Source organism: Niveispirillum sp. FG156 (assembly GCF_057809555.1).
The window spans coordinates 1-25,976 of the sequence record NZ_JBMDKE010000055.1 but is presented as its reverse complement, the minus strand read 5'-3'; the positions used below and the strand labels follow the sequence as shown (position 1 = coordinate 25,976).

Annotated in this window: 24 protein-coding genes; 8 read left to right on the top strand and 16 right to left on the bottom strand. The window is 64.2% G+C overall.

The annotated features are described in order from the left end of the window. Window positions 1-2: 2 nt before the first annotated feature. The 6 genes from ACODSP_RS25820 to ACODSP_RS25795 all read right to left on the bottom strand — a co-directional run bounded on the left by ACODSP_RS25820 (window position 3) and on the right by ACODSP_RS25795 (window position 6,055). Window positions 3-1,130 (bottom strand): DNA polymerase III subunit delta', encoded by a 1,128-nt coding sequence (locus ACODSP_RS25820; protein WP_488968395.1) that lies wholly within the window; start codon window positions 1,128-1,130, stop codon window positions 3-5. Beyond that, on the bottom strand, window positions 1,127-1,762 hold the full coding sequence (tmk, locus tag ACODSP_RS25815) for a dTMP kinase (protein ID WP_488968394.1): 636 nt from the start codon (window positions 1,760-1,762) through the stop codon (window positions 1,127-1,129). Before tmk ends, ACODSP_RS25820 begins: the two co-directional genes overlap by 4 nt. Before the next feature lie 8 nt (window positions 1,763-1,770). After that, window positions 1,771-2,961, bottom strand: coding sequence for a D-alanyl-D-alanine carboxypeptidase family protein (locus ACODSP_RS25810; RefSeq protein WP_488968393.1), 1,191 nt, complete (start codon window positions 2,959-2,961; stop codon window positions 1,771-1,773). A 164-nt stretch (window positions 2,962-3,125) separates the two neighbouring features. Continuing rightward, window positions 3,126-4,154, bottom strand: coding sequence for a septal ring lytic transglycosylase RlpA family protein (locus ACODSP_RS25805; RefSeq protein WP_488968392.1), 1,029 nt, complete (start codon window positions 4,152-4,154; stop codon window positions 3,126-3,128). A gap of 42 nt (window positions 4,155-4,196) precedes the next feature. Continuing rightward, a complete protein-coding gene (locus tag ACODSP_RS25800; protein ID WP_488968391.1) occupies window positions 4,197-5,183 on the bottom strand; it encodes a lytic murein transglycosylase in 987 nt (328 codons plus the stop codon). Window positions 5,184-5,263: 80 nt separating this feature from the next. Next, window positions 5,264-6,055, bottom strand: coding sequence for a YdcF family protein (locus ACODSP_RS25795; protein WP_488968390.1), 792 nt, complete (start codon window positions 6,053-6,055; stop codon window positions 5,264-5,266). A gap of 345 nt (window positions 6,056-6,400) precedes the next feature. Here ACODSP_RS25795 and ACODSP_RS25790 point away from each other — a divergent pair, with 345 nt between their 5' ends. Continuing rightward, the gene (locus tag ACODSP_RS25790; RefSeq protein ID WP_488968389.1) at window positions 6,401-7,741 is read left to right on the top strand and encodes a putative bifunctional diguanylate cyclase/phosphodiesterase; all 1,341 of its coding nucleotides are present in this window, start codon (window positions 6,401-6,403) and stop codon (window positions 7,739-7,741) included. Between the two features lie 64 nt (window positions 7,742-7,805). Here ACODSP_RS25790 and ACODSP_RS25785 read toward each other — a convergent pair whose 3' ends face one another. From ACODSP_RS25785 to ACODSP_RS25750, 8 genes are all read right to left on the bottom strand, one after another. Further along, window positions 7,806-9,116: a LysM peptidoglycan-binding domain-containing protein gene (locus ACODSP_RS25785; protein ID WP_488968388.1), complete on the bottom strand. Its 1,311-nt coding sequence runs from the start codon at window positions 9,114-9,116 to the stop codon at window positions 7,806-7,808. Beyond that, entirely contained in the window at window positions 9,056-9,712 is a 657-nt protein-coding gene (locus ACODSP_RS25780) for a protein-L-isoaspartate(D-aspartate) O-methyltransferase (protein WP_488968387.1), read from the bottom strand. The genes ACODSP_RS25785 and ACODSP_RS25780 overlap by 61 nt, the downstream gene beginning before the upstream one ends. After that, window positions 9,709-10,485, bottom strand: coding sequence for a 5'/3'-nucleotidase SurE (gene surE / locus ACODSP_RS25775; protein ID WP_488968386.1), 777 nt, complete (start codon window positions 10,483-10,485; stop codon window positions 9,709-9,711). Before surE ends, ACODSP_RS25780 begins: the two co-directional genes overlap by 4 nt. Beyond that, window positions 10,478-11,752 carry a serine--tRNA ligase gene (gene serS / locus ACODSP_RS25770; protein ID WP_488968385.1) on the bottom strand — a complete coding sequence of 425 codons (1,275 nt, stop codon included), beginning with the start codon at window positions 11,750-11,752 and terminating at the stop codon, window positions 10,478-10,480. Before serS ends, surE begins: the two co-directional genes overlap by 8 nt. 131 nt (window positions 11,753-11,883) lie before the next feature. Beyond that, complete coding sequence (locus ACODSP_RS25765) at window positions 11,884-12,921, bottom strand: hypothetical protein (RefSeq protein ID WP_488968384.1); 1,038 nt, start codon at window positions 12,919-12,921, stop codon at window positions 11,884-11,886. A gap of 273 nt (window positions 12,922-13,194) precedes the next feature. Further along, entirely contained in the window at window positions 13,195-14,562 is a 1,368-nt protein-coding gene (locus ACODSP_RS25760; protein WP_488968383.1) for an ATP-binding protein, read from the bottom strand. Further along, window positions 14,559-15,269: a response regulator gene (locus ACODSP_RS25755; RefSeq protein ID WP_488968382.1), complete on the bottom strand. Its 711-nt coding sequence runs from the start codon at window positions 15,267-15,269 to the stop codon at window positions 14,559-14,561. The genes ACODSP_RS25760 and ACODSP_RS25755 overlap by 4 nt, the downstream gene beginning before the upstream one ends. A 32-nt stretch (window positions 15,270-15,301) precedes the next feature. Then, the gene (locus tag ACODSP_RS25750; protein WP_102111230.1) at window positions 15,302-15,793 is read right to left on the bottom strand and encodes a MarR family winged helix-turn-helix transcriptional regulator; all 492 of its coding nucleotides are present in this window, start codon (window positions 15,791-15,793) and stop codon (window positions 15,302-15,304) included. A 72-nt stretch (window positions 15,794-15,865) separates the two neighbouring features. On the opposite strand from ACODSP_RS25750, the gene ACODSP_RS25745 reads away from it, so the two are divergent. Beyond that, window positions 15,866-16,759 carry a branched-chain amino acid aminotransferase gene (locus ACODSP_RS25745; protein ID WP_488968381.1) on the top strand — a complete coding sequence of 298 codons (894 nt, stop codon included), beginning with the start codon at window positions 15,866-15,868 and terminating at the stop codon, window positions 16,757-16,759. Window positions 16,760-16,851: 92 nt separating this feature from the next. On the opposite strand, the gene ACODSP_RS25740 is transcribed toward ACODSP_RS25745, so the two are convergent. Continuing rightward, window positions 16,852-18,096, bottom strand: a complete 1,245-nt coding sequence (locus ACODSP_RS25740) for a pyridoxal phosphate-dependent aminotransferase (RefSeq protein ID WP_488968380.1) — start codon at window positions 18,094-18,096, stop codon at window positions 16,852-16,854. Between ACODSP_RS25740 and ACODSP_RS25735 the strand changes: the two genes are divergently transcribed. Continuing rightward, complete coding sequence (locus ACODSP_RS25735) at window positions 18,095-19,462, top strand: M48 family metalloprotease (RefSeq protein WP_488968379.1); 1,368 nt, start codon at window positions 18,095-18,097, stop codon at window positions 19,460-19,462. The genes ACODSP_RS25740 and ACODSP_RS25735 overlap by 2 nt on opposite strands. Before the next feature lie 41 nt (window positions 19,463-19,503). On the opposite strand, the gene ACODSP_RS25730 is transcribed toward ACODSP_RS25735, so the two are convergent. Continuing rightward, complete coding sequence (locus ACODSP_RS25730) at window positions 19,504-21,078, bottom strand: DUF3369 domain-containing protein (protein WP_488968378.1); 1,575 nt, start codon at window positions 21,076-21,078, stop codon at window positions 19,504-19,506. A gap of 237 nt (window positions 21,079-21,315) precedes the next feature. Here ACODSP_RS25730 and ACODSP_RS25725 point away from each other — a divergent pair, with 237 nt between their 5' ends. The 5 genes from ACODSP_RS25725 to accC all read left to right on the top strand — a co-directional run bounded on the left by ACODSP_RS25725 (window position 21,316) and on the right by accC (window position 25,806). After that, window positions 21,316-22,080: a DsbA family protein gene (locus ACODSP_RS25725; protein WP_488968377.1), complete on the top strand. Its 765-nt coding sequence runs from the start codon at window positions 21,316-21,318 to the stop codon at window positions 22,078-22,080. A gap of 144 nt (window positions 22,081-22,224) precedes the next feature. Continuing rightward, the gene (locus ACODSP_RS25720; RefSeq protein WP_488968376.1) at window positions 22,225-23,370 is read left to right on the top strand and encodes an MBL fold metallo-hydrolase; all 1,146 of its coding nucleotides are present in this window, start codon (window positions 22,225-22,227) and stop codon (window positions 23,368-23,370) included. A 97-nt stretch (window positions 23,371-23,467) separates the two neighbouring features. Next, window positions 23,468-23,926 carry a type II 3-dehydroquinate dehydratase gene (aroQ, locus tag ACODSP_RS25715; RefSeq protein ID WP_488968375.1) on the top strand — a complete coding sequence of 153 codons (459 nt, stop codon included), beginning with the start codon at window positions 23,468-23,470 and terminating at the stop codon, window positions 23,924-23,926. Window positions 23,927-23,960: 34 nt separating this feature from the next. Further along, window positions 23,961-24,428 carry an acetyl-CoA carboxylase biotin carboxyl carrier protein gene (gene accB, locus ACODSP_RS25710; RefSeq protein ID WP_488968374.1) on the top strand — a complete coding sequence of 156 codons (468 nt, stop codon included), beginning with the start codon at window positions 23,961-23,963 and terminating at the stop codon, window positions 24,426-24,428. A gap of 31 nt (window positions 24,429-24,459) precedes the next feature. Continuing rightward, complete coding sequence (gene accC / locus ACODSP_RS25705) at window positions 24,460-25,806, top strand: acetyl-CoA carboxylase biotin carboxylase subunit (RefSeq protein WP_488968406.1); 1,347 nt, start codon at window positions 24,460-24,462, stop codon at window positions 25,804-25,806. Window positions 25,807-25,976: the final 170 nt, after the last annotated feature.

Below are 25,976 nucleotides of genomic sequence, written 5' to 3'. Positions count from 1 at the left end.
GTTCAGCCGGCAGCGGCCGCTTCGATCCGCGACAGCACCGACATCAGGGTCTGGCGCCGGTCGAGATTGGCGGATTCCGCCTTGGCGAACATATGGTTCGTGTTCTCCCACACCTCTACCCAGCGATCAAGGTTACCCGACCGTTGGCTCCCCTGCATCAGGCGATGGACAAGGGCGGCCTCACCGGGAACCACCTCCGGCGGGATGGTGCCACGGACACCGGCGCGGGCCACGCGGCCCAGCCACCAGCCGATCAGTTCGGTGACGGCGACCCAGTTCGCCTCCTCGTTTCCGCCGCGCAAGGTCGCGTCGATGAAGGTATAGGCCTCCACGATGTCGAGCCTGGGCAGGCTGTCGAAGACGCCCAGCATGGCCTTATACAGGGTCAGGCCGCCGGCGGTGTGAAGTTCCATCGCGCGGCCGATGCTACCTTCCGACAGGCGCGCCAGGGCCGTGCGCTCCGCATCGTCCAGGTCGGGCAGATAACGGAACAGCAGAGCCTTCACCTGCGCCTCGCTCAGCGGTTCGAGCGCCAGCTTGCGGGTGCGCGACCGGATGGTGGGCAGCATGGCGCCGACATTATCGGCCACCAGCAATATCAAGGCCTTGGAGGGTGGTTCCTCAAGGATTTTCAGAATGGCGTTCTGACCACTGGTATTCAACTGATCGGCGCCATCGACGATCACCACCCGCCAGCCACCCTCTGCCGAGGTCAGGCGCAGGAAGGGGGCGATCTTGCGGATTTCGTCAACGGGCAGGTCACGCTTGAAGCGCTTGCGCTTTTCATCCCAGGTGCGCTGCACCGTCAGGAGGTCGGCATGACCGCCAGAGGCAATACGGTGGCAAACGGCGCTATCGGGATCGACCACCAGACTGGTCGGTTCGGGGGGCGGGCCGAACAGGCCCATTTCCTGCTCCCCATGCCCCCCCTTGGTCAGCACGAAGCGCGCCATGCGGAAAGCCAGGGTGGCCTTGCCGATACCGGGTGGCCCGCCGATCAGCCAGGCATGATGCATGCGTCCGGAATTCCAGCTGTCCAGCAGCAATTTCTGTGCGGCGACATGGCCTTCCAGATGGGTATTGCGACGCGGGTTGAACGCGTCATCCGCCTCATGCGGTTGCCCGCTCACAGCGCCACCCCCAGCCGGTCGGCGACGGCGGCACGGATCGCGGCCTGGATTGCATCGATCCCGACCGACGCGTCAATAACGGTACAGCGAGAAGGTTCAGCCTTTGCAATGGCTTGGTACCCTTCCCTCAACCGCTCATGGAACGTGACCTGCATCTTCTCATACCGATCCTCCCCCCCACGACGAGCGGCGGCACGGGCCAAGCCCTGGGCGGGATCGATATCGAGGATCAGGGTGAGGTCGGGTCTGGTGTCGCCCACGGCGATATCGCGCAGGGTCGTCAGCACGCCATGGTCCAGACCATGGCCGTAACCCTGGTAGGCCATGGTGCTGTCGGCAAAGCGGTCGCACAGCACCCACTGGCCGGCATCGAGCGCGGGGCGGATGGTGCGCATGACATGATCATGGCGGGCAGCGGACAGCAGCATCGCTTCGCTGACCGGCAGCCAGCGGCCCGGCTCCCCATTGACCAGCAGGTCACGCACCGCTTCTGCGCCCGGAGAGCCGCCCGGCTCGCGAGTGGTCACCACATTGATGCCGGCGGCGCGCAGCGCGTCGGCCAGCAGGCGGATCTGGGTGGATTTTCCCGCCCCCTCGCCGCCTTCCAATGTGATGAAGCGCCCGTGTCCCATGCTGGCCGTCACTGTGCCGGAGCTGGGGTCGGCGCCGGCTGGCTGGACCCGCCGAAGAAGTGCGACAGGGCAGCACCCATGCGACCGAACAGACCCAGCTGTGCCACATCGGCACCGGCCAACAGCGGCAGCTCCAGCGTCTCCAGACCCGGTGCGGTGACGGTCAGGGTACCCAGCTTGGCGCCCTTGGTGACGGGAGCCGCCACGGGGCTGTCGGCCTTGAAGCTGACCTTCATCTTCTGCTTCTGATCATGGGTCATGGTGACCTTCACCTGATCCTGGATGACCAGCGGCACCGTTTCAGCGACACCCAGCCAGACGGGCAGACTGTCCACCGTCTCCCCCGCCTTGAACAGGGTGAAATTATCGAACTCACGCCAGCCCCATTCCAGGATGCGCGCACTTTCATCGGCGCGGGCCTGCATGTTGGGCAGACCATTGACGACCAGCACCAGACGGCGGCCATCGCGTTCACCCGACGCGATCAGGCCATAACCGGCAGCCTCTGTATGGCCGGTCTTGATGCCGTCCACACCCATGTTCCGGTACAAAAGCGGGTTGCGGTTGCCCTGCTTGATACCGTGATAGGTATAATCCAGCTCCGAATAATAATGATAATGATCAGGGAAATCCCGGATCAGGTGGCGGGCCAGGATCGACAGGTCGCGGGCCGTGGAATAATGGTTCGGATCGGGCATGCCCGAGGCGTTCATTAGGTTGGTATTGTTGAGGCCCAGTTCCTTCATCCGCTTGGTCATGGCGGCGGCAAAGGCCTCTTCGGTGCCGGACATGCCTTCGGCTAGAACCACACAGGCATCATTGCCCGACTGGATCACCATGCCGCGCACCAGATCCTCGACCTTGATGTTGTTGCCTAGCTCCACAAACATTTTGGAGCCCTGGACCTTCCAGGCGCGTTCCGACACGGGCAACGTGTCGTCGAGCGAGATACGGCCTTCCTTCACGCGTTCGAACAGCATGTAGGCGGTCGCCACCTTCGACATGGACGAGGTGGGCATACGCTCATCCGCGTTCTTTTCGAACAGGATGGTGTTGGTCTCGGCATCGACCAGGATGGCTTCCCTGGCAATGGTGTCCAGATCGACCGCCATCGCGGGCAGCGCCGACACCGTGAACAGGAGGGTCGCGGCAAAGAAGCGGGCGGCACCCTTCATCCGATGTGCGATCCGAATATCCATCTCTTTCATCAACCCTTCACAACAAGAACAGGTGGGGGCCAGACCCCCAGGGCGACAGTGGGACGGGCGAGGTGGACATGTCCAGCCCTGCGCGCCACCGCGACATTGTGCAACATCGTGAAACATGGTGCCGGCCCTGGTTTCACAGGCGCCGGGCGCCAGGATCAGTCCACGATGATCTTCGCTTCCGACGTGCCGGCCTGCAGAACCTGGGCCAGCACCTGATCGGCGCGTTCGACCTGATCGAACGGACCGACACGAACGCGGAAATATTGCGTGCCATTGACCATGGCGTTTGACAGGTTGGTCGGCGCAATGGAATTCAGCTTGGCCCGCAGCTTGTTGGCATTGTCATAGCTGGCGAAGGCGCCGGCCTGGATATAGATCTTGCCGGGCTTGGCCGGAACCGCGCGCTGTTCGACCACGGGGGCCGGCAGGAAGCGGCCATCATCGGTGGTGGTGCCGGCCAGACTGGTCGGGGCGGCGATGGTACGGGGCGGTGCCGGCGTTGCCTGCGCCACCTTGGGCGGAATGGCGCTGCCGGGAGCGGCCTTGGTCCCGGCGGGCGGGGCCAGGGGCGTGGATTCCACCGTCACGCTGGGGCGCGGGGCGGCCTGCGGCACGGGGCCGCCGTCGGGCGATACGCCAGCGACCTGGGAGGCGAAGTTCATGGCGGCGGCGGCGATGGCGCGGCTTTCCTCCGCCAGAACCTCAACCCGGACCTTGGCGGTGCCCTGCTGGTCAAAGCCCAGCAGCTGTGCCCCACGACGCGACATGTCGATGATGCGGCCCGACACGAAGGGGCCACGGTCATTGATACGCACCACGATGGAACGGCCATTTTCCAGGTTGGTGACGCGCACCAGACTGGGCATGGGCAGGGTCTGATGCGCCGCCGTCAGCTCATTCTCATTATAGCCCTCACCATTGGCGGTGATCTTGGTGTGGAAGCCGGGGCCATACCAGCTGGCGATACCTGTCTCGTTATAGGAATAATCGACGCGGGGGTAATACCAGACGCCATCGATCTGATAGGGATTGCCGACCTTGTAGCTGCCGCCCGGCGTGGGCTTGGGCTCCACTGGTGCGGGTGCAGCAGCCGGGGGCTTGGGCGGCGGCGGCGAGGAACAGCCGGCCAGCCCCGCAATGGTGACACCCAGGACCGCCAGTTTTACAAGATTTGCCCGCGCCATACTTCCCTACCCCAACCAATTGTGGCCGCAGCCTACATCAACTCATTTACCGGAGCCAATATGGTCGGCGAGAATTCCGACTGCGGTTGCGAAATAGGTGGACCGGTTCCAGTCCATGATGGTCCGATAATTGCCATAGACCAGGAATGCCTTGCCCTTCGGCCCATCCGGCTGCACCAGCCAGGCATCGATCTTGGCCTTGGGCAGCGGTTTGCCGTCTGAACTGCGCAGACCGCGCTTTGCCCAGACGGACAGCGGCTGTGCCGGCTTGTCCAAACCGGCCCAGGCCGCCGAATCAGCACCCTTGGGCAGACGGACCGCCCTGCCCCAGGTCTGGTCGGTTTTCCAGCCCACGGTGGCCAGATAATTGGCCGCAGACGCGAAGACATCGGCAGGCGTGGTCCAGATGTCCCGCTTGCCGTCGCCATTTCCATCCTGGGCGAACTTGAAGAAGCTGGAGGGCATGAACTGACACTGCCCCATGGCGCCCGCCCAGGAACCCAGCATGCGGTCTGGCGCGATATGCCCCTCATCCAGGATGCGCAGCGCCTTCAACAATTCCCCCCGGAAGAAGGTGCTGCGGCGACCGTCATAGGCCAGCGTCGTTAGCGCATCCACCACCTTGAACCCACCCATATTGCCGCCGAAATCCGTCTCCATGCCCCACAGGGCGACGATGAAGCGGGCAGGAACGCCGTACTTCTTCGAAGTTTCGGCCAGCAACGCCTTGTGCGTCACCATGCGTTCACGCGCCTTCTTGATGCGTGCCTTGGTGACCGACCGGGACAGGTAGGTGTCGAAGGTGATGGTCCGTTCGGGTTGTTTGCCATCCAGTTCCAGAATGCGGGGGATTGGGGCGACACCGGTCAGGGCCGTGTCCACGATGGCGGGGCGGATGCCCTCACGCAGCGCTTCAGACTTCAACTCCCCCAGCCATTGCTGGAAATCCGGTGCGGCCTGTGCCGTTTGGGCCAGCAATGTGCCCAGCAGAAGGCAAGCCGGCAACAGGCCCCGAAGGCGGCTTCGCATCGCGTGCATCATCATCTGGGGGCCTTCCGCAGTGTCTGATCCCATCGGTTGTGGCACGGGCAGGCAGACAGGGGCAAGCGTCAGGGAGAGGGTAATACCGTCGGGATACGCCCGGCGAGACGGTAGGCGACCAATCCCCGCCATTCATGGGCGGCATTGTCGAAACGGTCCAGATTATCGGTCAGGTTAAGGCCGAAACGGTCAGCCTCGATGCGGTTGGCGTTGTAGGCGACGGGAAAGGCCGTCAGATGGACATCGGGCATGACGGACCGGAAAACACCCATGGCGCGCGGCATATGGGCCGCAGATGTCACAAGCAGCCAATGTTCGCCGGTGTTCAGCAAAGGCGCGCTGTGCACCGCATTCTCCCAGGTGTTGCGCGACGCATCCTCCAGCGTGATCCGGGTGGTATCGACGCCCCAATCGGTCAGCAGGGCAAGGACGAAGGCCGCTTCCCGATCATCGGGATAGCGCGGGTCACCACTGCCGCCGGTGAAGACCACGCGGGCCTGCGGAAAGCGCCGCATCAGTCCCGGCAGCACCGTCAGCCGTTCGGCATCGCGCGTCAGCTGTGGCGCGCCATGTTCGCGCGAGGCGATGGGCATCAGTGCGCCGCCCAGGACGATGATGCCGTCAACCGGCGGGATCACCGTCAGGTCCGGTGCGGAGAACCGCTCCTCCAGCGGCAGGAGTGCCCATGTGGAAACAGGGGTGACAGCAATGATCAGCAAGGGGAACAAGCCCGCAGCCATAATAACCAAGCCCCAGTGCCGCCGGGCCAGAACCGCGATCATACCCGTCAACATTATCAGCAGCAGAAGATTGCCGGGCGATGTCACGGCTGCGAACAGTTTACCCAGCGCAAACTCCATCCCCGGCTCTCCAAAAATATCAATAATTTAACGAACGTTCTTTTCTATGGTTATAAGAAACTGGTGCCGAAAAAGAGTGTCAGAAAATGATCGTTGCCGCTATTGATGCGTTCCATCAAGGGGTCGGATGTGCAATGATCTTGCCTACCCTGTAATTTGGACATGCCGGAATGCACCATCGGTGTATCGCCGGCTGAACAGGTTTCGGGGGGTGCCGGGAGCCCGGATGCCGGAACAGCCGTGGAAACCCGCGACAAAGGCAGCAGGTAGGATGATGCATATGGTCAAGTTCTTGTCCGCCGAACATTCCCCGATCTGATGCCTGGACCACGGAACAACGCTGTCGTGACTTTGTCCAAGATACTGAATACGGATGGCGGTCAGGCTGCCGACTTCATCCCCCGCGATGCCGTTACCGGCGTCTGGGAGATGCGGCCCTTTGCCAACCGGGTGGCCGAGATACTGGCCCAGCATGACGGGCGGCTGATTGCGGGCATCCTGGTGGTCGAGATTGACCGCATGCCGCAGCTATTCCGCGTCCATGGCCAGCAGGCCCTGGATCAGGCCATGGCGACGTTGGTCAAGCGCCTGATGCCGGTCTGCGGCTCCAACGATCTGATCTGCCGGTTTGCGCAGACGCAGTTCGCCATTTTTCTGCCGGGCTTGGACCATGCCGGCAAGGCGCTGTTTGCGGCGTCGGCCATCGCCAATTCCATGGTCGAACCGATTATTGTCGAAGGCCAGCAGCTGTTCGTGTCGGCCAAGATCGGCGTGGCCGTGTCGCCCAATGACGCCACCGATGGCCCGTCGCTGATCCGCAATGCCTGCGTGGCGCTGGAACAGGCGGTGAAGTCGGGGACGGCCAATTACCTGCATTTCACGCGCACCATGCGCGACGATTTGAAGGAACGGCTGGACCTGGAGGATGAGCTGCGGGCCGCCATCCGTGATAACCAGCTTGTCCTGCATTACCAGCCCAAGGTCGCCATCCAAGGCGGGGAGCCGGTGGGGGGAGAGGCGCTGCTGCGCTGGCGCCACCCCGTGCGGGGCATGGTGCCGCCCGGCGTGTTCATTCCCACGGCGGAGGAAACGGGCCTGATTGTTCCCATCGGGGAATGGGTCCTGCGTAACGCCATCAAGCAGATTCGCGAATGGCTGGATGCCGGCCTGCCGCCGATCCAGATCGCTGTGAATGTGTCGGAACGGCAATTCCGCTGGGGCCACCTGCCGGCCCTGATCGATGTGCTGCTGGCCGAGAGCGGTATACCGCCGCATCTTCTGCAGCTTGAGATCACGGAAACCATCCTGCCGGAAGACCTTGAAGGGGCCCTGCAGCAGATGCGCTGGATCGCCGACCGTGGGGTGGCGTTGGCGCTGGATGATTTCGGAACTGGATACTCTTCGTTGTCCTACCTGCGGGAATTGCCGCTGGACTGCCTGAAGGTGGACCGCAAGTTCGTGATGGATATGGAGCGGGACCAGAGCACTCGCCATATCGTGGAGGCCATCGTGGCCATGGCGCAGGCCATGGACCTGAAGGTGGTAGCCGAAGGCATCGAAACCCCGGCGCAGTGGGAAATCCTGAAGCGGCTGGGCGTTGAGGAAGGCCAGGGCTACCTGTTTGCCCGCCCGATGCCGGCGGAAGGTTTCGCCGAATTCATCCGGCATGCGGCGAAGCCGGTCTGAACCGGATATAAGCTTGATTTAGGAATGATGTCGGAAAGGGCAAGGGATACCTTGCCCTTCGCCGTTATTTTTCCAGCTGATCAATGGGGTTCAGGACCTGTTCGCCCTTACGCACGGCGAAGTGTAGCTGTGGTGAGCGGACATTGCCCGTCTGGCCGACGGTACCGATCCCCTGCCCGCGCGTGATGCGCTGTCCCTGCTCCACGCCAATGGCATCCAGATGGGCATAGACGGTGACCCAGCCGCCATCATGGCGGATCAGCACCAGATTGCCGAAGGATTTCAGCTGATTGCCGGCATAGGCGACGATGCCGTTTTCGGCAGCGGCCACGGCGGTGCCGCGCGGCGCACCGATATTGATGCCATCATTGCGCAGGCCACCCGGCTTTTCCCCATATCCCGACAGGATTGTGCCGCGCACGGGCCAGAGGAAACGGTTACCGGCACGGGCGGGCACCGCCTCTTCCCGTGGGGGAACCGGCGGCGGGGCCGTGGCGACCTGGGTGGGGGGTGGTTCGGCCACCGGGGCGGATGCCGGCGGTGGGGTCGTGCTGACCGGGGGCGGAGCCAAACGGCGGTCGGGTGCCACGGCGGCGGGCACTGTCTGTGCCGGCGCAGCGGCGGGCGGCGGGGCCAGGGTTTCCGTCTCCACGCCCTTGCGACCGAGTGCCGATCCAGACGCGGTGGCCGGTGGTGCGACGATGCCGGGCCGCGTGGGCGCCGTTGTGGCCGGAGCGGCGGATGGCGGAGGCGGCAAGGTCGCCACCTCCACCGTCGGGCGCTGTGCGCGCTCTGCCGGCATGGAGCTTGCGGCGGGCGGTGCCTCCGGTTTGCGCCCCGGTGCCGGCATGCCGGGCGGTTTGGCGACGGGGGCAGAGGCGATGGCGGTCGTGCTGGCCGGCACCGGGCTTTGGCCCGGCAGGCGCAGGGTTTGACCGGCTTTCAGCGTGTAGGGCTGCTGCAAGTTATTGAGGCGGACCAGTTCGGCGGTATCCACCTGATATTGCCGCGACAGGCCATAGAGCGTGTCGCCGGGCTTCACCACATAGACCTTGGGCAGCGGCAGCAGCAGACGCTGCCCCGGCTGCAGCATATAGGGCGCGGTCAGGCCGTTCGCCTCAATCAGGTCACGGACAGGCACATTGTACTGCTGCGCCAGCTTGTAGAGATTGTCGCCACGGGAAACGAAGATGGAATTGATGGGGGCCGCCGGGGCACGCGCCGCCTTGCTGGGCAGATCGCCCTCCGTCGAGCAGCCGGCCAGCATCAGGCCCGGCAGCAGCAGGGCCGCCAGGGCAAAGCCCAACCGGCGCTTCAGGCCGATACGGTCTCCGGCGCGATTTCCGGCAGCAGGGGAACAAACCTGACGGGCCACAGTACCTCTCGCTTCAATCCATCTTCGTCACGGCGGATACGAACCACATTCAAGGCCCGATGATCCGGCCCCAACGGGATCACCATGACGCCACCAACCGCCAGTTGCTCCACTAGACCATGAGGTGGATTGCCAATGCAACCTGCGGTGACCAGTATCCGTTCAAAGGGGGCCGCTTCCGGCCAACCCTTGATGCCATCCCCTACCCTGGCCGTCATGTTGTGAAGACGCAAGGCGGTAAATCGCTGCTCCGCCTCCTGCGCCAGGGGACGATGTCGTTCGATTGTATAGACCCTACGCGCGATCTTGGCCAGAATCGCGGCCTGATAGCCCGAACCGGTGCCGATCTCCAGCACCTTATGCCGGTCGGTCAGCTCCAGTGCCTGGGTCATCAGGCCCACCACCTGTGGCTGGCTGATGGTCTGGCCATGGCCGATGGGCAGGGCCGTATCCTCATAGGCCTGATCACGGAACAGCCGCGGCACGAAAAGCTCCCGCGGGATCAACTCGATCGCGCGCAGGACATTGACGTCCGTTACCCCCTGGCGGCGCAGCAGCATCAGCAATCTGATCTTGCGCGCCGCCCCGCTGGTCATGCGAAGACCCCTTTCAGGCTCTCCAGGCAACCATAATGGGTCAGGTCCAAGAAGATGGGCGTGACCGCGATGCCGCCATGATTGACGACATGCACGTCGGTGTCGGCGGGCACATCATCATCGCCGCGCGCCGCGCCGATCCAGAAGTACCGCCGACCACGCGGGTCAATCCGCTCGTCCAGCTCGTCCCCGATCTTGCGGTTGCCGTGGCGGACCACATGCACGCCCGTGACATCGCCGACAGAAACGTCGGGATAATTCACATTCATCAGGACCAGCTTGGGCCAGTCGGCGGCCATCACCTTGCGCACCACCTGCCCGCCCAGTCCTTTAGCTACCGCCCAGTTGGGCGGGCCGCCATGGGGCATGCGCTGGCTCATGGCGATGGCGCGCACGCCCAGCAGCGTGGCCTCCATGGCGCAGGCGATGGTGCCGGAATAGGTCACATCCTCACCCAGGTTGCTACCATGGTTGATGCCCGACAGGACCAGGGCCGGCTTCTTGTCGGCCATGAAATGGTTGATGGCCAGCAGCACGCAGTCGGTGGGGGTGCCATCCACGGCAAAACGCTTCGGCCCCAGTTCCCGCACCCGTAGGGGCCGGTGCATGGTCAGCGAGTGGGAGGCGCCGGACTGCTCCGTCTCCGGCGCCACCACCCAGACATCGTCCGTCAGTTCCCGCGCGATTGCTTCCAAGACGGCCAAGCCCTGAGCGTGGATGCCGTCATCATTGCTGATCAGGATGCGGGTGCCGGTGAAGTCGAAATCAGCCATGGGCGGCAATCCGCTCCAGCCCGCCCATATAGGGGCGCAGGGCCTCCGGGATCAGGATGGAGCCGTCGGCCTGCTGATAATTCTCCAGCACCGCGATCAGGCAGCGGCCCACGGCGGTGCCGGACCCGTTCAGCGTATGCACGAACTGGGTCGACTTCTCCCCCTTCGCGCGGAAGCGGGCCTTCATGCGGCGGGCCTGGAAGTCGCCGCAGTTGGAGCAGGAGGAAATCTCCCGATAGGCGCCCTGGCCCGGCAGCCAAACCTCGATATCGTAGGTCTTCTGGGCCGTGAAGCCCATGTCGCCGGAACAGAGCGTGACGGTGCGGAACGGCAGGCCCAGACGCTTCAGCACCGTCTCCGCCGCATCGGTCATCCGCTCATGCTCAGCCGCCGATTGGTCGGGGCGGGTGATGGAAACCATTTCCACCTTGTAGAACTGATGCTGGCGGATCATGCCGCGCGTGTCACGACCGGCGGACCCGGCCTCTGAGCGGAAGCAGGGCGTGCGGGCGGTCAGGCGCAGGGGCAGTTCCTCGGCGTCCAGGATGGCATCGTTGACGAGGTTGGTCAGCGGCACTTCAGCCGTGGGGATCAGCCAGAAGCCGTTGGTTGTCTGGAACAGGTCCTCGGTGAATTTGGGCAGCTGGCCCGTGCCGAAGGCGGCATCATCCTTGACCAGCAGCGGCGGGGACACTTCCTCATACCCGTATTCGGTCGTGTGGATGTCCAGCATGAAATCGCCCAGGGCGCGTTCCAAGCGGGCCAGTGCCCCGCGCAACACCGTGAAACGCGCGCCCGACAGTTTGGCCGCCAGATCAAAGCTCATCAGGCCCAGGGCTTCGCCCAGTTCAAAATGCTGCTTGGCATTGGCGATGGGCGTGGGTGTGCCGATGCGGCGGATTTCGACATTGTCATGTTCATCCTTGCCGTCGGGAACCTCCGCGGCCGGGATGTTGGGATAAGACGCCAGGATCCGGTCCAGCTCGGCCCCCAGCTCCTTCTCCCGCTCTTCAAGCTGCGGCATCTTTTCCTTGATCGCCGCCACCTCATCCAGCAGGGGCTGGGCGTCCTTGCCGTCCTTCTTATAGGCGCCGATCAGCTTCGACGCCTCGTTCCGGCGCGCCTGCAGCTCCTGCGACTGCGTCTGGCAGGCGCGGCGTTCCTGATCCAGTTCCAGGATGCGGGAAGACAGCGGTTCCACGCCGCGCCGGGCCATGCCGGCATCAAAGGCAGCGGGATTGTCGCGGATGGAACGGATGTCGTGCATGGAAAACCAGAAGCAAAGGGTAAACGGTGCCCCGTTTATAGATGCACGGCGGGCGGCGCGTAAAGCGCCCGTAGGTCAGACCATGGCGTTAACCCTGTGAAACATGGCGCAACCTCCCCTGCGTGCCGGTTTCACAGGATGCCGGGCTTGGGTGCCCAGGACAGCCAGCGCGGACGTTCGGCCCAGACAATGTTGGTCAGGCCGGGGGTGGTGGGCAGGTTGTCCAGCACGGTTTGGGTCTCAAAGAGAATCCGGACCAGCAGGCGTGGGGCCGACCGGCGGTGGCGCGCGGCGGGGCGGAAGGGCGGCGCCGGATTGCGCGGGATGGGCGGGCATGCGGCGTTCACGCGGGCCGGCGGTTTGGGCGGGGCGAAGCGCAGTTCGGGGGGGTAGTCAGGCGGGTAATCGCCGGACTGGCCCATGGCGTCGGAGGGGGGTGGGGGCAGGTCCTGGGCGGGAACCGGCGTGGTGGAGAGGTCGGGCGTGTGGCCCCTGGGTCCCGGCGTCCGCCGGGATGACGAGGGGAGTGGATCGGTGTGAGCCGACGGGTCGGGCAGGTCGGCGGCAAGGTCGGCGGCGAGGTCGGGGGCTTCGGCGGTGGGGGCGGTCAGGGGTTCCAGGCGGATGGCATCGGCACCATCCGGGGAAAACCAGTCCGAGGGGACGCGGGCGTGGCCGGGCTTGGGCTTTTTTTCCGACGGTTGCAGCAGGTCCCCGCCCAGGCCCAGACGGTCGGCGGCCCACAGGGTGGCGCGCATGTCGCCGCTGGCCACGGCATGGTAGATGCTGTCGACCACCAGGGTGCGCAGGGAGACGAAGCGGCTTTCCGCCTCCCGCCGCAGCAGGGCGCGTTCTTCAGCGATGCGGCGGCGTAGATTGTGGGAGCGCTGCAGGGCGCGCCAGATGGTGGTGCGCGACACGCCATATTCCGCCGTGATCTCCTTGATCTTGCGGCCTGCCGCGATGTGGAAGGCGATCTTGGCCCAGGCGACGTCCGTCACCTTGCGGGAGACGTAACCCTCCGTCAGATGCTCATCAGGGGCGAAGCCCACATCCTCGGTAAAGGGCTTGGTATGAAGGTCGGAGGACCCGCGCCACCAGGCCTCCGACTGTTCCTGCGGCGTCAGGGTGGGGTGGTCGGTGTCGTAGGGATTATGGGACAGGGACATGGGCCGGCGCTCCCGAAGGCAAGGGATGGGTCCATGATCCTAACAGGTTTTGGGAATTTATTCCATTAATAGCGTTTGGAGCGCATTGCTTCAATTGCCCTCCCCTTCGTCATCCCGGCGGAAGCCGGGACCCAGGGGCCACAGGATCAAACCTTCCCACCGCCGCTGGAAAAGCAGCGGAAAGGTGGGGCGCTTGGCCCCTGGGTCCCGGCTTTCGCCGGGATGACGAGGGAGAAACGGGATGACGATGGGGGGCGATGGTGTATTCAAGCCCTATAACGGCAACCGTACGACTGCGCGCAGGCCCTTTTGCGGGCTGTCGCGCAGCAGGATGTCGCCGCCATGGCGCCGGGCGATGTCGCGGGCGATGGTCAGGCCCAGGCCGACGCCGCCGGTTTTCTGATTGCGCGACGGTTCCAGGCGGTGGAAGGGGCGGAAGACGGCTTCCCGCTGATCCTCCGGGATGCCGGGACCGTCATCATCGATGAGGATTTCCACGAAATTGCCGCGCCGTTCCAGGCTGAGCCACACATGCCGCCCATAACGTGCGGCATTGCCGATCAGGTTAGTCAGGCAGCGGCGCAGCGACAGGAGGCGCAGCGGCAGGACCACGGCGTCGCCCTGTGTGACCATCGGGTCCAGCGTCAGGCGAGCCCCTTCCCGTCTGGCATTGCCGGCGATTTCGGCCAGCAGCAGGGAGAGATCGACCTGCCGCTCCTCCTCCTCCCCGTCGCCGCGCGCGAAGGAGAGATAGCCGTCGATCATCACCTGCATCTCGGCGACGTCGGCCTTGATCTCCTCCACCTCCGCCATGTCGGGCATCATGGCCAGTTGGAGCTTCATGCGGGTCAGGGGGGTGCGCAGATCGTGGCTGACGCCCGCCAGCATTTCCGTGCGCTGCGCGATCTGGCGGCGGATGCGGTCGCGCATCAACAGGAAGGCATGGGCCGCCTGCCGCACCTCCACCGCCCCTTCCGGGCGGAAATCGCTGATATCGCGGCCCTTGCCGAACGCGTCGGCGGCGACGGCCAGACGGCGGATGGGCCGGATCTGGTTACGCATGAACAGGGTGGCGATGGAGAACAGGACCAGCGAACTGCCCAGCATCCAGATGATGAACAGGTAGGAAGTGAAGCTGTAGAGCCGTCGTTCGGGCGACAGGACCGACAGCACCCCGTTCGGCATCTGCACCCGGATTTCGATCCATTTATGGGCGACGTTGGAATTGATGCGCCAGGGCCGGCGGACACGGTCGTCCAGAGCCTGGCCCAAGGTTTCCTCCAGCCCGCTATAGAGCCGGGCGGGCGGGTCGTCCAGCACCTCCCCGCCGGTCCAGGTGAACAGGATGTCGGTATGGCGCGCGGCCATGGACAGGGTTTCTTCGCGCGCCTTTTCATCGCCGTCGCGCGACAGCTGCTCGATCACCAGGGCGATTTCACCGGCCACCGAATTGGCCAGCCGGTTGGTCATCGTGTCCCAGTGCCGGTCATAGAAGACGAAGGTGGCGATGGCCTGGGCCAGCACCACGGGCGTCATCATGATCAGCATGGAGCGCGCGAACAACGTGGCCGGCATCATCCGTTTCAGCCCACGCAGGGGCCGGGGACGGTTTTTCCACAAGGACTGCAACCAGCCGGTCAATCGGGCCTCAACACATAACCTTCGCCACGCACAGTATGAAGATAACGCGGTTCACGCGGATCATCTTCCAATTTGCGGCGCAGGCGGGTGACCTGAACATCAATGGTGCGTTCATTGGCGGCGTCAACGCCAGCCTTTTCCACCAGCGCCTCGCGGCTGAACACCACGCCGGGTTCGGCGGCCAGCACGCGCAGCAGGCCGGACTCCATGGCGGTCAGGCGGATGATCTCTTCCCCTGCCCGCAATTCCTCCCGCTCGGCATCGAACAGGTACCGGCCCAGGCGGATGGGCACAGCGCTGCTGGCGGTGCGGCCACGGGGGCGTAGGGTGCGGCGCAGGATGGCGTTCAGGCGCAGGACCAGCTCGCGCGGCTCAAACGGTTTGGGCAGATAGTCGTCGGCCCCCGCCTCCAGCCCGTCGATCCGGTCGCCCGCCTCCACCCGCGCGGTCAGCAGCAGGACGGGCGGGCCGCCCGTGGCCGACAAATGGCGGCAGAGCGACAGGCCATTCTCGCCCGGCATCATCACGTCCAGCACCACCAGATCGAAGGCCAGCCCCGCCAGCTTGGCCCGCGCGTCAGCCGCGTCAGCAGCACCGGTGACCAGAAAACCGTTCTGGCACAGGTACCGGCGCAGCGCCTCACGCAGGCGCGTGTCATCATCCACGACCAGGATGTGGGGCTGTTCGGCGGGATCATCACTCATCATGGCCCTTCACATAGCATGGAAGGGCGCGATGGTCACCGCTTGCCGGGGGGCGGAAATTTGGCGCGGTCTTCGGCGTCGATGATGCCCAGCATGACGGTGCGGAACCCCTCCACCGCCGCGGCACCCGCCGCGCGATAGGCGCTGGCGATGCGGGCGCGTTGCGCGTCCGACAGGCTGCGTTCCAGGTCCACGCCCTTGTCCGTCAGTGTCAGCAGGCGCTGGCGCCGGTCCTTGGTGCCCGGACGCTGCGCGATATATTCCTGATCGACCAGATCGGACAGAACACGGCTCAGGCTCTGTTTCGTGATCTGCAGGATGCCCAACAGTTCGGTCACCGTGATGCCGGGATAGCGGCCCACGAAATAGACGACGCGGTGATGCGCGCGGCCCAGACCGATCTTGGCCAGCATGGCGTCGGGTTCCGCCGTGAAGTCGCGGTAGGCGTAGAACAGCAGCTCAATACCCTGGCGAAGATCCTCCTCGCGCAGGAAAAGCGGGTTCGGCCCCGATTTTATGTCAGCCATGTTGACTTATTTCCGCAATTCTGTATCGTGGATGCTGTTGTACACGACATAAAACAACAAGGAAGCCCCAAAATGTCCGTCATCCCCTTCCATGACCGTGATGGCCATATCTGGTTCGACGGGGCGATGGTGCCCTGGCGGGAAGCGCAGGTCCATGTGCTGACGCACGGGTTGCACTATGCCAGCTGTGTATTCGAGGGGGAGCGCATTTACAACGGCGTGATCTTCAAGTCGCATGAACATGCGGTCCGCCTGCGCCGATCGGCGGAACTGCTGGGGTTCGAGATCCCGTACAGCGTGGCGGAGATCGAGGCCGCGAAGGTGGAGGTCTGCCGCGCGGCGGGCCTGGCCAACGGATATCTGCGCCCCGTCGCGTGGCGCGGCAGCGAGATGATGGGCGTGGCGGCGCAGAAGAACCGCATCCATCTGGCCGTCGCCTGCTGGGAATGGCCCAGCTATTTCAGCGCGGAAGCCCGGATGCAGGGCATCGATCTGGAAATCGCCCGCTGGCGCCGGCCGGCCCCTGATACGGCACCCACGGAGTCCAAGGCGGCGGGGCTTTATATGATCTGCACCATTTCCAAGCATGAGGCGGAGCAGAATGGGCGGCAGGATGCGCTGATGCTGGATTACCGGGGGTTTGTGGCCGAAGCGACGGGGGCCAATTTCTTCATGGTCAAGGATGGCGTGGTGCATACGCCCATCCCCGATTGCTTCCTGAACGGCCTTACGCGCCAGACCATCATCGATCTGGCGCGGCGCCGGGGCCTGACCGTGCTTGAACGGCATTTCACCCTGGACGAGGTGCAGGGGGCGGATGAGGTGTTCCTGACCGGGTCGGCGGCGGAGGTGACGCCCGTGCGCCGCATCGGCGATTGGGAATTCACCCCCGGTGCCATTTGCCGGGCCATGATTGGCGATTACAGCGATCTGGTGAATGGGCGCATGGCGGCGGTGGCGGCGTGATCAGCCGTAGGTCAGCCCGAGGCCTGACAGACACGGATTGAAGGCCTTTTCTGTCAGGGCTCGCTCACGCTCGACCTGACCTACGGGGTTGGTCATCTGTGCCAGGCGACGAGGCGGCGGGCGGCTTCGGCCACTTCCGCCTCGGCCGCGGCGAAGCTGATCCGCAGGTAGCGGTGGCCGCGCGCGGTGTCGAAATCCAGGCCGGGCGTGATGGCGACGCCGGTTTCGGCCAGGATGCGTTTGCAGAAGGCCTGACTGTCGTCGGTCAGGCCGCTGACATCGGCATAGACATAGAAGGCCCCGTCGGCGGGGGCCAGATTGTCGAACCCGGCGCGCGGCAGCTCGTTCAGCAGCAGGTCGCGGCTGCTTTTGTAGCGGGCGACGTGGCTGTCGGCCTCTTCGGTGCAGTCGAAGGCGGCGATGGCCGCGCGCTGGGACAGGGTGGGCGCGGAGATATAAAGGTTCTGGGCCAGACATTCGGCAGAGCGCACCAGTTCCGGCGGCACCACCATCCAGCCCAGACGCCAGCCGGTCATGCTGAAATATTTTGAAAAGCTGTTGATGATGATGGCGCGCTCGCTAAAGGCCAGGGCCGTCTGGCCCTTCACGCTCGTAAACTCGATGCCGTGATAGATCTCGTCGGAGATCAGGCGGACGCCGTTTTCCTCACACCACACGGCCAGTTCGCGCAATGCCTCGGGCGACAGCATGGTGCCGGCGGGGTTTGACGGGCTGGCCACGATCAGGCCCTTCACGGGCCTATCCAATGCGGCCAGCAGGGCCGGGGTTGGCTGGAACCGTGTTTCGGGGCCGGTCGGGATTTCGACCGGTTCCAGGCCCAGGGCACGCAGGATGTTGCGGTAGGCGGGATAGCCGGGGGCCGCCAGGGCCACGCGGTCGCCCGGCTCAAACGCGGCCAGGAAACCCAGCAGGAATCCTGCCGACGAGCCCGTGGTGATGGCGATGCGTTCGGGCGCCACCGGCACGCCGTAATGGTCGCGATACCAGCGGGCGATGGCTTCGCGCAGCGGCGGAATGCCGAACGCGTCGGTATAGGCGATGCGGTCATTATCCAGCGCCTCATGGGCTGCCGCGATGACGCCGCGCGGGGCTGGCGTGCCCGGCTGCCCGATTTCCAGATGCAGGACATCGCCCCCGGCGGCGGCGCGTTCATTGGCCGCACGCATCACCTCCATCACGATGAAGGGCGAAACGGCGCCACGCTGTGAGGGGGCCCAGATCGTGTCACCGGCGAGGGCCTTTAAACTCGCCCTTCCCTCGCCATGTTTTTCGTGGCTAGTGTCGGGCCGAGGGGCCTTGCCGATGGATAAAGACATGTTTGCGGTTCCAAAGCGGATTGCCAGTGCGGCCGTGGCGTTGTTGATGTCGGCGACGCTGGCCGTGCAGCCCGCCATTGCCCAGCGGTCGATCAGTTTCATTCGCGACACCGAAATCGAACATATCCTGCGCGTCTATTCCACCCCCATCTTACAGGTGGCGGGTGTCGTGCCGGAATCGGTGACCATCGCCATGGTCAATGATGACAGCCTGAACGCCTTTGTGGCGGGCGGGCAGAACATGTTCTTCCATACCGGCTTCCTGATGGACACGACGGTGGAGGAACTGCTGGGCGTGACGGCGCACGAGACGGGGCATATTGCCGGCGGCCATCTGGCCCGCGCCGGCGATGCCATGTCGAACGCCGCCACCATCGCCAGCATCTTCACCCTGCTGGGCATGGCGGCGGCCATCGGGGCCGGGCGCACCGATGTCGGCATCGGCCTGATGGGCGGCGGCCAGGAAGCGGCCATGCGCACCTTCTTCGCCTTCACGCGCGGCCAGGAAGGGTCGGCGGATGAGGCGGCCATGCAGTACCTGGAAAAGCTGGGCTGGTCGTCCGAAGGCCTGATGAAGATGATGCAGCGGCTGGCGGGACAGGAGCTGCTGCCCGAAAGCCGGCAGGTGGAGTTCGTGCGCACTCACCCCCTGACCCGCAACCGCATCGAGGCCATCCGCAATTTCGTGGAAACGAAATCACAGAATAATGGCAAGCGCTTGCCGGATAATTTTTATGCGATGCATGAACGCATGGTGGCCAAGCTGATGGGCTTCATGCGGCCGGACGTGGCAATACGCCATTATTCGCCGACCGATACCAGCATCCCCGCGCGCTATGCCCGCGCCATCGCGCTGTATCAGCGCGGCAATGTCCGCGAGGCGCTGACCATCACCGACAGCCTGATCGCGCAGGAGAAGGAAAACGCCTATTTCCATGAATTGAAGGGGCAAATCCTGTTTGAGGATGGCAAGGCCGCCGAAGCCGTCATCCCCTATCGCGAGTCTGTACGGCTGGACCCGGAATCGGGCCTGCTGCGCAATGCCCTGGGCCATGCGCTGCTGGAGGTGGGCAACGACCGGTTCCTGAACGAGGCCATCACGCACCTGACGGCGGCGGCCCGGCTGGAACATAATTCGGCGCTGACCTGGCGGTTGCTGTCATCAGCCTACAGCCGGGGCGACATGCAGCCGCAACTGGCCTATGCCCGCGCCGAGGAAGCGCTGGCGCGCGGCGATATCCGGGCGGCGAAATACCATGCCGACCGGGCCGAACGCATGCTGCCCGCCGGTTCGCCGGAATGGATCCGGGCGCAGGATATCCGCGTGATGGTGGAAAGCCATCCGGGGGTTCGGGAATATAATTAAGGGTTTGCCCCTTGCGGTCGCGTGGGTGGATGCGAACGTGATTACCGCATCCGGCCCCGCGCCTGCCGCACCTGGAAGAAGGCGGCGACGACGGTGGGGTCGAACAGGGTGCCCGCCCCTTCCTCAATCGACTTCAACGCATCGGCCAACGGCACCGCATCACGCCAGGAACGGCGGTGGGTCAGTGCGTCATAGACATCGGCCACGGCCATGATGCGGGCGGCGGGCGGAATATCGGCACCCGACAGGCCGTGCGGATAACCACTGCCGTCCCAGCGTTCATGGTGCGCGCGCGCGATGGCGGCGCCGAAGGACAGGTAATTGCTGCCCTCCACCAGCCGCGAGGCCTTTTCCAGGATGGCGGCGCCGCGTTCGCAATGCATCTCCATCTGGTGGCGTTCATCCGCATCCAGCATGTTCTCCTTGCGGATCACGCTGTCGGGGACACCGACCATGCCGATATCATAGAGCATGGCGGCCATGGTGATCTGTTCCAGGAACTCATCATCGATGATCCTGTCCCATCCCTCCTGCTGACGCAGCGCGAAGGCGATTTCGGTGACCAGCCGCGACAGGCGCAGCCCATGGTCGCCGCCGCCATCCGGGTCCTTGTATTCGGCAAGGCCCGCCAGCGCGATGACGGCGGCCTTGTGCGAGCGCTTCACCTGATCATAGAGGTGCAGATTGTCGAAGCCGATGGCGATCTTGGCGCCCATCACCTCTGCCAGCTTGCGTTCCAGCCCGTCCAGGGAGCGGCCCACATGCAGGCAGGCGGCGGCATCACGGCCATCGGCGGTGCGCAGCCACAGGATGGCATCGTTGTCATCGAAATGATGCTGCCGGGCGCGCAGCACGTCCATCACCTTGGCCGCCAGGGCCGGATCGACGCTGTGGCCCAGCGGCAGGCCCACACTGTCGGCATGCCTTCCCTGGGCGGCCAGTATCTGTGCATCGGCGCGGGCATTGCCACGCGGCACGCAGACAAGACCGTCAGGCACCACATCCAGCACGCGGGCCAGCTCCCGCAGCACCGCCTCGGCAAAGCGGTCGATGGCGCGCAGGGTGAACAGGTTGCTGGAGGCATCGATGATGCGTTCCATGCCCTGGCGGGAGCGCATCAGTTCGGTGATATGCTCATACGAACGCAGGGCGGCGACGGTGGCGGTGCCCAGCTTCTGCGCCGTCAGTTCGGTCTTGGCCTTGTAATCATTGATGTCATAGCCGTGGATGACATCATCTTCGGGCGCCTGTCCCGGCTGTCCGGTGCGCAGGATGATGCGGACCTGGCTGTTGCCCAGTTCATCACGGATTCGCGGTACCAGGCGCAGGCCGGCATCGTCCGTTTCCATCACCACGTCCAGCAGGACCATGGCGATACCGGGATCGTTGCGCAGGATGCCCAACGCCTCTTCCGCCGAATAGGCGGACAGAAACTGCACCGGACGGCTGCGATAGGCGAATTTCTTCATGACCAGACGGGTCATGGCATGCACTTCGGGATCGTCATCGACGATCAGAATCAGCCAGGGACGGACAGAAGCAGCGGACGCGTCAACGGCGACCGGAAGTTCCGGACCCTCCTCCTTGAAGAGGAATTCGTCGTCGTCGCCCACCATCACAACCGTACGCCGCTCCCTGTCATCGTCCGTAACCCCCGTCCTTTTGCCGGACGTATCAGCCATGGTCACGGTCGCATATTGCCATTGGCAATACCAATGCACACTTACGTATCACGGCATAGCTCGTGCCCAGAGGCAAGCCCCTTGAAAACAGGGGTTTCATTCCGCGTCGCGGTTGCGCGCGTGGTCTGACCGGTCCATGGTGCGGGCAACCACTTCATGGATGCGTGATCAATGTTCTCTCGTCTTCGCCTTTCGGGTCCGGTTCTGGCGCTGAGCTTGGCCCTGTCCTGTACAACCGCCCTGCCCGTGTTCGCCGCCGACAAGCCGCTGGACAAGAATGCGGTTGAACAGATCGTCCGCGACTATCTTCTGACCCATCCGGAGATCCTGTTGGAGGCCATGGAGGCGCTGGAGAAGAAGCAGCAGGCCGAGGGCGACAAGGCCGTTGCCGAGGCCTTGAAATCGAATCGGAAGGCATTGGAACAGAATGCCGTGTCGCCGGTGGGCGGCAATCCCAAGGGCGATGTCACCCTGGTCGAGTTCTTCGATTACAATTGCGGCTATTGCAAGCGCACCCATCCGGAACGCAGCGCCGCCGTGAAGGGCGATGGCAAGGTCCGCGTCGTCTATAAGGAATTCCCCATCCTGGCCCCTTCATCCAAGGAGGCCGCCAAGGCCGCCCTGGCCGCCAACCGCCAGGGCAAGTATGAGGCGTTCCATACCGCCCTGATGACCCATGAGGGCCGCCTGGACAGCGACGCCATCCGCGCCACGGCCAAGGATGTCGGCCTGGACCTGAAGAAGCTGGAACAGGATATAGGCGACCCCGCCATCGAGGCGGAGATCAAGGCCAATATGGAGCTGGCCCAGAAGCTGGGCATCCGTGGCACGCCGGGCTTTGTCATCGGCGACACCGTGGTGCCGGGCGCCATCGAGACGGAGCAGTTCATCGCCCTGTTCAACGCGACGCGTGCGGCGAAGAAGGCGGGGGGGTGAGGCCCAAATTTGTCACCGGGATGACGATTGGGGGGGAGCATTGCGCAGATTAAACAGGCCCCATCGCTGAGGGGCTGAGCGGTCCGGAGGTGAAGCCGTTTCCGGCGGTATGATCGGATGATCAACCGCCCGGAGCCCCCGCCCATGTGGAAATACGCCTGCCATACCGCGCTGGTCCTGACAGCACTGGCATATCCCGTCGGGGCGCATGAGGGGCCCCACCTGCCCTACCCGCCCGGTGCCGGGGTAACGGCGGCGGATGGGTATCTGTATGAGGCGTCGAAACTGGCCGACGGGGTCTGGCTGTTCGCGTCGCCGGAACCGTTCCATGTCCAGCCCTATGGCAATGTCGTGGCCGTGGAGCAGGCGGACGGGTTCGTGCTGTTCGACAGCGGCGGCACGCCGGCGGGGGCGACGCGTATACTTGATCTGCTGGCCACCCTGTCGCCCAAACCGGTCAAGGCCGTCATCGTCAGCCATTGGCATGGCGACCATATCAACGGGCTGCGCATCATTCAGCAGCGCTGGCCGCAGGTGCGGACCATTGCCACCAACGCCACCCGCCGCACCCTGACCGATCCCAAGGTCGCGCGTTTCATGCCCACAGGGGATACCGCTTCCGATGATGCGATTCGTCGCAATCTGGAGGGGGCGGTGGGTCATCTGCGCAGTCAGGCGGCCCGGACCGACCTGCCCGAGGCGGTGCGCGCGGGCAATGCCCAGGCGGCCCGAGAGCTGCAACATTACGGTCAGGAACTGCTGGGCGGGGCCATGCTGGTGCCCGCCGAAGGGTTCGATGACAGGCTGCTGATCGATGATCCGCAGCGCCCCATCGAGCTGCGTTTCCTGGGGCGCGCCAATACGGATGGGGATGCCGTCGCCTGGCTGCCCAAACAGAAGATATTGGGGAGCGGTGATATCGTGGTCTCCCCCATCCCCTATGGTTTCGGGTCCTATCCCAAGGATTGGGAGGCCACGCTGGCCGCCCTGAAAGCCTTTGATTTCAAGATGCTGGTGCCCGGTCATGGCATGGTGATGAAGGATGCGACATATCTGGACCGGCTGTCCTCCCTGATCGCGGAGACGCGCGCCAAGGTGGCGCCGATGGTGGCGCAGGGGCTTTCATTGGACGATGTTCAAAAACAGATCGATCTTTCGGCACAGGCGCAGATGTTCAGCGGCGGTGATGCCTTCCGGTCCCGCATCTTCGACCAATATTGGCGCCAGCCCTTTGTTGCCAGCGTCTTTAAAGAGGCCAAGGGTGATCCCATCATACAGGGAGGTGGTTGACCACCTTCCGTTACGTAATGTCGATCTCCATTGCCGATGCGGCCAGCCATGCTATAACCGCCCGGCTTCTGGCGAACATCACAAGGGACGGCCCAAGTTGGCCCAACAGCCTTCGATCCTTATCCTGAACGGGCCGAACCTGAACATGCTCGGCACCCGTGAACCCCAGATCTATGGGGCGGAGACGCTGGCCGATGTTGAGGCCCTGTGCCGTGCCGAGGGCGCGCGCCTGGACCTGGAGATCGATTTCCGCCAGTCGAACCATGAGGGCGAGCTTGTCACCTGGATCCAGCAGGCGCGCGGAACCCGTTCCGCCATCCTGCTGAACGCCGGAGCCTATACCCACACCTCGGTCGCCATCCTGGATGCGTTGACGGCGGTTGAACTGCCGGTTATCGAGGTGCATCTAAGCAACATCTTCCGCCGCGAACCGTTCAGGCATCATTCGTATGTCTCGATGGCCGCGCGGGGGGTCATTTGTGGCCTGGGTTCCCATGGCTATGTCCTGGCGCTGCAGGCGGCTGACCGCCTGATCCGTGCCACGGCCAAGCCCTGAAACCACCGGTCCCTATCATAAGGTTGAGAACACCATGTCGAGCTTCGATCTGGATGCCAAGTTCGTGCGCACCATGGCCAAACTCCTGGAGGAGTCGGGCCTGACGGAAATGGAATATTCGGAAGGCGAGCGCCGCATCCGGCTGAGCCGTGCCGCCCCGCCGATGCCCATGGGCTATGCCCCGGCCTATGCGCCGGCCCCGGTCGCAGCAGCAGCCCCCGCTGCCCCGGTTGCCGCAGCGCCCGCCGCCGTGGCCCCGGCGCAGCATCCCGGTGCCGTGAAGTCGCCCATGGTCGGCACCGCCTACATGGCAGCCGACCCCAACTCCCCGCCGTTTGTGAAGGAAGGCGATACCGTCAAGGCCGGTCAGACCATCCTGATCATCGAAGCCATGAAGGTCATGAACCCTATCAAGGCCGCCAAGGGCGGTACCGTGACCCAGATCCTGGTCGCCAATGCCCAGCCGGTCGAATTCGGCCAGCCCCTGCTGATCATTGAGTGATCGACCCATGACGGCGAAATCCCAGGACGGGCTGTTCGAAAAAGTCTTGATCGCCAATCGCGGCGAGATCGCGCTGCGTATCCATCGCGCCTGCCGCGAGATGGGGATCAAGACGGTGGCCGTGCATTCCACGGCCGATGCCGACGCCATGCATGTGCGTCTGGCCGATGAAAGTGTCTGTATCGGCCCGCCGGCCGCCAAGGACAGCTATCTGAACATCCCGGCGATCCTGTCGGCGGCGACCATTACGGGCGCCGACGCCATTCATCCCGGCATCGGTTTCATGGCCGAGAATGCCCAGTTCGCCGATATGGTGATCGAGCATGGCTTTGCCTGGATCGGGCCGACGCCGGAGCATATCCGCGTCATGGGCGACAAGGTCACCGCCAAGAAGACGGTGATCGCACGCGGCCTGCCCTGCGTGCCCGGTTCCGATGGTCCCGTGGACAGTTTCGAAACGGCGGCGAACGTTGCCGATCAGATCGGCTATCCGGTCCTGATCAAGGCGGCGGCCGGCGGCGGCGGCAAGGGCATGAAGGTCGCCTTCAGCCGTGACGAACTGAAGGAAGCCTATTCGCTGGCCCGTGGCGAGGCCCGCGCCGCCTTCGGCAATGACGAAGTGTACCTTGAAAAGTACCTCGCCAATCCGCGCCATATCGAGGTGCAGCTGCTGGGTGATCACCACGGCAATGTGGTGCATTTCGGTGAACGCGACTGCTCTGTCCAGCGCCGTCACCAGAAGGTGGTTGAAGAGGCCCCCTCGCCCGCGCTGAATGCCGAGGAGCGGGAAAAGGTCGGCTCACTGGCCGCCCGCACCGCCAAGCTTCTGGGCTATCGCGGTGTGGGGACCATGGAGTTCCTGTATGAGAACGGGCAGTTCTATTTCATCGAAATGAACACCCGTCTGCAGATCGAACACACGATCACCGAAATGGTGACGGGCGTCGATCTGGTGCGGGAACAGATCCGCGTCGCGACCGGCGCGCCGCTGGGCTATACGCAGCAGGATATCCGGTTCCACGGCCATTCCATCGAATGCCGGATCAATGCCGAACATCCCGAGACGTTCATGCCGTCGCCGGGCCAGATCAAGCAGTACCATGCGCCGGGCGGCCTGGGCGTGCGCGTTGACAGCGCGCTGTATGACGGCTATCGCGTGCCGCCCTATTACGACAGCATGATTGCCAAGCTGATCGTCCATGGCAACACGCGTAATGAGTGCCTGATGCGCCTGCGCCGGGCGTTGGAGGAATTCGTCATCTCCGGTGTCGATACCTCCATCCCGCTGCATCAGAAGATCATTGCGGAGCCGGATTTCATCAACGGCGATTACGACATCAAGTGGATGGAAGCCTGGATGAAGCGTCAGCAGGGCTGAGGTTTCATTCGGTTCGAACAAAGAAAACCCCCGGTGGCCGGTTGGCCGCCGGGGGTTTTTGTTTGGGCGTGCTTAAGGCGGACTTCCGTTGACGGGAATAGTATTTTCTTCGTCCTCCCGGCGAAAGCCGGGACCCAGCGAGAGCAGCGATAGCTGCGACATGACTCATA

Excerpts from the sequence above, each read along its gene's own strand:
- serS (WP_488968385.1), bottom strand. The coding sequence starts at position 11,752 with ATGCACGACATCCGTTCCATCCGCGACAATCCCGCTGCCTTTGATGCC.
- ACODSP_RS25795 (WP_488968390.1), bottom strand. The coding sequence starts at position 6,055 with ATGGAGTTTGCGCTGGGTAAACTGTTCGCAGCCGTGACATCGCCCGGC.
- ACODSP_RS25780 (WP_488968387.1), bottom strand. The coding sequence starts at position 9,712 with ATGACCAGCGGGGCGGCGCGCAAGATCAGATTGCTGATGCTGCTGCGC.
- ACODSP_RS25800 (WP_488968391.1), bottom strand. The coding sequence starts at position 5,183 with ATGCGAAGCCGCCTTCGGGGCCTGTTGCCGGCTTGCCTTCTGCTGGGC.
- ACODSP_RS25730 (WP_488968378.1), bottom strand. The coding sequence starts at position 21,078 with ATGGTGGGCGACGACGACGAATTCCTCTTCAAGGAGGAGGGTCCGGAA.
- accB (WP_488968374.1), top strand. The coding sequence starts at position 23,961 with ATGTCGAGCTTCGATCTGGATGCCAAGTTCGTGCGCACCATGGCCAAA.
- ACODSP_RS25725 (WP_488968377.1), top strand. The coding sequence starts at position 21,316 with ATGTTCTCTCGTCTTCGCCTTTCGGGTCCGGTTCTGGCGCTGAGCTTG.
- ACODSP_RS25805 (WP_488968392.1), bottom strand. The coding sequence starts at position 4,154 with ATGGCGCGGGCAAATCTTGTAAAACTGGCGGTCCTGGGTGTCACCATT.
- ACODSP_RS25755 (WP_488968382.1), bottom strand. The coding sequence starts at position 15,269 with ATGATGAGTGATGATCCCGCCGAACAGCCCCACATCCTGGTCGTGGAT.
- ACODSP_RS25765 (WP_488968384.1), bottom strand. The coding sequence starts at position 12,921 with ATGTCCCTGTCCCATAATCCCTACGACACCGACCACCCCACCCTGACG.
- surE (WP_488968386.1), bottom strand. The coding sequence starts at position 10,485 with ATGGCTGATTTCGACTTCACCGGCACCCGCATCCTGATCAGCAATGAT.
- ACODSP_RS25720 (WP_488968376.1), top strand. The coding sequence starts at position 22,225 with ATGTGGAAATACGCCTGCCATACCGCGCTGGTCCTGACAGCACTGGCA.
- tmk (WP_488968394.1), bottom strand. The coding sequence starts at position 1,762 with ATGGGACACGGGCGCTTCATCACATTGGAAGGCGGCGAGGGGGCGGGA.
- ACODSP_RS25735 (WP_488968379.1), top strand. The coding sequence starts at position 18,095 with ATGTTTGCGGTTCCAAAGCGGATTGCCAGTGCGGCCGTGGCGTTGTTG.
- ACODSP_RS25750 (WP_102111230.1), bottom strand. The coding sequence starts at position 15,793 with ATGGCTGACATAAAATCGGGGCCGAACCCGCTTTTCCTGCGCGAGGAG.
- ACODSP_RS25740 (WP_488968380.1), bottom strand. The coding sequence starts at position 18,096 with ATGTCTTTATCCATCGGCAAGGCCCCTCGGCCCGACACTAGCCACGAA.
- ACODSP_RS25810 (WP_488968393.1), bottom strand. The coding sequence starts at position 2,961 with ATGGATATTCGGATCGCACATCGGATGAAGGGTGCCGCCCGCTTCTTT.
- ACODSP_RS25745 (WP_488968381.1), top strand. The coding sequence starts at position 15,866 with ATGTCCGTCATCCCCTTCCATGACCGTGATGGCCATATCTGGTTCGAC.